4 protein-coding genes are annotated in these 4,654 nt (G+C 69.7%); all 4 read left to right on the forward strand.

Annotated features, from left to right (window positions below; all coding sequences use genetic code 11):
* Positions 1-620, forward strand: a 620-nt coding sequence (locus WAX14_RS02460; RefSeq protein WP_422626508.1) for a glutamate ligase domain-containing protein, incomplete at its 5' end; no start/stop codon positions are given.
* Entirely contained in the window at positions 617-2,176 is a 1,560-nt protein-coding gene (locus WAX14_RS02465; RefSeq protein ID WP_422626509.1) for a UDP-N-acetylmuramoyl-tripeptide--D-alanyl-D-alanine ligase, read from the forward strand. The genes WAX14_RS02460 and WAX14_RS02465, both read left to right, overlap by 4 nt.
* A complete protein-coding gene (gene mraY / locus WAX14_RS02470) occupies positions 2,173-3,255 on the forward strand; it encodes a phospho-N-acetylmuramoyl-pentapeptide-transferase (protein ID WP_422626510.1) in 1,083 nt (360 codons plus the stop codon). Before WAX14_RS02465 ends, mraY begins: the two co-directional genes overlap by 4 nt.
* A gap of 4 nt (positions 3,256-3,259) precedes the next feature.
* Positions 3,260-4,654: UDP-N-acetylmuramoyl-L-alanine--D-glutamate ligase (gene murD / locus WAX14_RS02475; protein ID WP_422626511.1), on the forward strand; the 1,395-nt coding region annotated here is incomplete at its 3' end.

Here is a 4,654-nt window from a genome sequence, read left to right on the forward strand (position 1 = left end):
GTGCCGAGGCGGGCGCCGACCTGACGGCCGCCGCCGACGGCATCGCGACGGTGTCGGTGCCCGGCCGCGTCGAACTCGTCGATCGTGGTCAGGACTTCCTCGCGGTTGTCGACTACGCGCACAAGCCCGCTGCGCTCGAAGCTGTCATCGCCACGCTGCGTGGGCGCAGTTCGGGACGCATCGCCGTGGTTGTCGGCGCAGGTGGCGACCGCGACCGCGGCAAACGCGCACTGATGGGTGCCGTCGCGGCGCGCGGCGCCGAGTTCGTCGTGATCACCGACGACAATCCGCGTACCGAGGATCCGGCGGCCATCCGCGCCGCCATGCTGGTCGGTACCCGGTCGGTCCCGGATGCCGAGCGGGGCGAGATCGTCGAGATCGGTGACCGCGCGGCCGCGATCGATGCAGCCGTCCGCTGGGCCGGTCCCGGTGACGTCGTGCTCGTGGCAGGCAAGGGGCACGAGCGTGGCCAGGAAATCCACGGGATCAAGCATCCCTTCGACGACCGGGAGGTGCTGGCGGACGTCCTCGAGCGCACTCGGACGTCCCGATCGGCGCCCCAGCCCGATGATCCCGGCCGCAACGGTACGGGCGGCACCCGAGATGGAGGCACAGCATGATCCCGATGACCCTGACCCGCATCGCGGAGGTGGTCGGTGGGACGTTGCACGACGTGGACGATCCGTCGGTGGAGGTGAGCGCCACCGTCGAGTTCGATTCGCGGCGGATCACCCCAGGCGGATTGTTCCTCGCGCTGCCCGGCGAGCGGTCCGACGGACACGACCATGCCGCGGCCGCAGTCGCCGCGGGTGCCGTCGCGGTGCTCGCGGCCAGGCCCGTCGGTGTACCGGCGATCGTGGTGCCCGCGGTGCCGCGAACCGACACCAATTCGCTCGCGTTCGAACACGACACCGACGGGTCGGGCGCTGCGGTGCTCGCGGCCCTCGGCACACTCGCGCGGGTTGTCGTCGACGAGCTGACCGCGACCGGGCTGACCGTCGTCGGTGTCACCGGGTCCGCCGGCAAGACATCGACCAAGGATCTGCTGGCAGCGGTGCTGGCGCCACTCGGTGAGGTCGTCGCGCCCCCCGGATCGTTCAACAACGAGCTCGGTCACCCGTGGACGGCGCTGCGCGCCACCCGCGCCACCCGCTACCTGGTGCTCGAGATGTCGGCGCGGGGACCCGGCCACATCGCGGCCCTGGCTGCGGTGGCACCGCCGCGGATCGGCGTCGTGCTCAATGTGGGCACAGCGCATCTCGGCGAGTTCGGTTCGCAGGAGGTCATCGCCGAGACCAAGGGCGAACTCGTCGAGTCCCTGCCGTCGACCGCCGACGGCGGTGTCGCGATCCTCAACGCCGACGACCCGCTGGTCGCGAAGATGGCGACCCGCACGGGTGCCCGTGTCGTCTTCGTCGGCAGCACCCCGTCGGCTGCGGTGCGTGCAGAGAACGTGCGCCTCGACGAATCGGCCCGGGCGTCGTTCACTCTTGTCGTCGCCGATCCGGAGGTGGACGGCGGGCGGCGCAGTGTCGAGGTCATGCTCGCCGTGCACGGCGAGCACCACGTCGGGAATGCGCTCTCCGCGGCTGCCGCGGCCCTCGAAGTCGGTGCGACTCTCGACCAGATCGCGGCGGCACTCGGTGGGGCCGCGCCGGTATCGGCACACCGCATGGCTGTGCGTACCCGCGCCGACGGCGTCACCGTCATCGACGACGCCTACAACGCCAACCCCGATTCGATGCGGGCCGCACTCAAGGCGTTGGTGACGATGGCCCGCGCCGGTGACAGCCCGCGACGGACATTTGCGGTGCTCGGGGAGATGGCGGAACTGGGCGACGAGGCCGTCGTCGCGCACGATGCCATCGGCCGCCTCGCGGTGCGTCTCGATGTCACCCGGATCGTCGCGGTCGGCGCGACGCGCCCCGTGCGCGGCTTGTTCCAGGGCGCGGTGATGGAAGGATCCTGGGGTGAGGAAGCGAGCCACGTCCAGGATGCGGACGCGGCCATCGCGCTCCTCCACGACGAACTCGAACCCGGCGACATCGTGCTGGTGAAGGCGTCGCAGTCGGTCGGTCTGTGGTCGGTCGCAGACGCGATCCTCGGCGCAGGCACCGGAAACACCGATGCTGCTGTGGACACGGATGGCGCTGCGACTACGGAGGCCGCACAGTGAGACAGATCCTTTTCGCCGCCGGTATCGCGCTGGCAGTGTCGATCCTGCTCACGCCGGTGCTGATCAAGGCGTTCTCGCGGCAAGGCTTCGGTCAGGAGATCCGCGTCGAGGGGCCGCAGAGCCACCAGTCCAAGCGCGGTACGCCGACGATGGGCGGTGTCGCCATCCTCGCCGGCCTGTGGGCCGGCTACTTCGGTTCGCATCTGATCGGTCTCGGGTACGAGGGCGCGGAAGGCCCGTCCGCGTCGGGTCTGCTGGTGCTTGGCCTGACCACCGCACTCGGCGGTGTCGGTTTCCTCGACGACTTCATCAAGATCCGCAAGCAGCGCAACCTGGGTTTGAACAAGACCGCGAAACTCGTCGGCCAACTCGTCGCCGCCGTCGTGTTCGGCATTCTGGCCTTGCAGTTCCGCAACGACTCCGGTCTGACCCCCGGCAGCACACACCTGTCGTACGTCCGCGACATCGCCACCGTGTCGATGGGCTCGATCGTGTTCATCCTGTTCGTATATCTGCTGGTCAGCGCCTGGTCGAACGCGGTGAACCTCACCGACGGACTCGACGGTCTGGCCGCAGGCTCGATGAGCCTGGTGCTCGGCGCCTATGTGATCATCACGTTCTGGCAGTACCGCAACTCGTGCGTCGCCGAACCGGGCAAGGGCTGCTACGACGTGCGCGATCCGCTGGACCTGGCGCTGCTGTGCGCTGCCGGCGCCGCCGCGTGCATCGGCTTCTTGTGGTGGAATGCCGCCCCGGCGAAGATCTTCATGGGTGACACCGGTTCACTCGCGCTCGGTGGCATGCTGGCGGGTCTGTCCGTCACCACCCGCACCGAACTGCTCATGGTCGTCATCGGAGCGCTCTTCGTCGCCGAGGCAGCCTCGGTCGTCATCCAGGTGGCGGTGTTCCGGTCCAGTCGGCGTCGCGTGTTCCGGATGGCGCCCTTCCATCACCATTTCGAACTCGGTGGCTGGGCCGAAACCACGGTGATCATCCGGTTCTGGCTGCTCGCAGCCATCGCCTCGGCTGTCGGCCTGGCCCTGTTCTACAGCGAATACCTCACGGCGATCGGGGACTGACACCGTGGCACACGACTTGGAGTGGATCCGCGGCACGCGGGTCCTCGTCGCGGGCGCCGGAATCTCGGGGCGTGCCGTCGTGACCCCACTCACCGATCTCGGCGCGTCCGTGACCGTCACCGACCGCAACGCCGACGCACTCGGCCGCTGCCGTGAACTGGGTGCCGACACCGTCGATCTCGACGCGCTGGTTGCCGAGGCCGACGCGGATCCGACCGCACTGCGCCGCTTCGCACTGGTCGTCACGAGCCCCGGGTTCGCCCCCGACTCGCCACTGCTCTCGCACACGGCAGGCGCGGCGGTACCCATCTGGGGTGACGTCGAACTGTCCTGGAGGATGGACCGGGCCGAGATCTACGGCCCGGCGCGCCGCTGGCTCGTCGTCACGGGAACGAACGGCAAGACCACCACGACGATGATGCTCCACGCCATCCTCGACGCCGCCGGCGTGCCGTCCGTGGCCTGCGGAAACATCGGACTGCCCATCCTCGACGCGCTGCGGCGCACCGAACCGCGCGCCGAGGTCCTCGCCGTCGAACTGTCGTCCTTCCAGTTGCATTGGGCACCGTCGGTGCAGCCTTCCGCCGGTGTCGTCCTCAACATCGCCGAGGATCATCTCGACTGGCACGGCGGCATCGAGGGTTACATCGACGCGAAGGCCCGCGCGCTCACCGGCACGGTCGGGGTGCTCGGCCTCGACGATCCGATCGCCGGGGGTCTGCGCGAGCGGTCGCAAGCCGTCGTCACCGTCGGCTTCACCCTCGGTTATCCGCAGCCAGGGGAACTCGGTGTCAGCGGTGACGTCCTGGTGGACCGCGCGTTCGCGGATTCCGCGGTGCTCGCGGCCGTCGCCGACGTCTCACCCGCGGGCCCGGCCGGTCTGTCCGACGCGCTTGCCGCGGCGGCTCTTGCGCGGGCGATCGACGTACCGGAGTCCGCGGTGCACGACGGCCTGCGTCGGCACCGGGTCGGGCCGCACCGTGCCGCACCGGTCGGGACCGTCACCGGCGTCGACTACATCGACGATTCGAAGGCCACCAACCCGCACGCGGCACGCACATCGCTGCTCGCCCACGGCAGCGTGGTGTGGGTGGCGGGCGGATTGCTCAAGGGTGCGCAGATCGACGACCTCGTGGTGGAGGTCGCGCCGAGACTGCGGGCGGCCGTGCTGCTCGGCCGCGATGCCGGTCTGATCGTCGACGCTCTGGCGCGACACGCCCCGCAGGTTCCCGTCGTCCACGTCGACACGCGCGACGATGGACCGGTGAGCGGCACCGAATCGAGCAGCACCGAATCGAGCAGCACCGAATCGAGCAGCACCGAATCGAGCAGCACCGCATCGAGCGGTGCCGTGCGCCGGATCTCGCTGCCCGGCGCCGATGGCCCCGCTGCGATGAGC

The organism is Rhodococcus sp. (in: high G+C Gram-positive bacteria), assembly GCF_049299235.1.
Lineage (GTDB): Bacteria > Actinomycetota > Actinomycetes > Mycobacteriales > Mycobacteriaceae > Rhodococcus.

Bases quoted from the DNA above. Each gene is read 5' to 3' on its own strand.
- WAX14_RS02465 (WP_422626509.1), top strand. From the start codon at position 617: ATGATCCCGATGACCCTGACCCGCATCGCGGAGGTGGTCGGTGGGACG.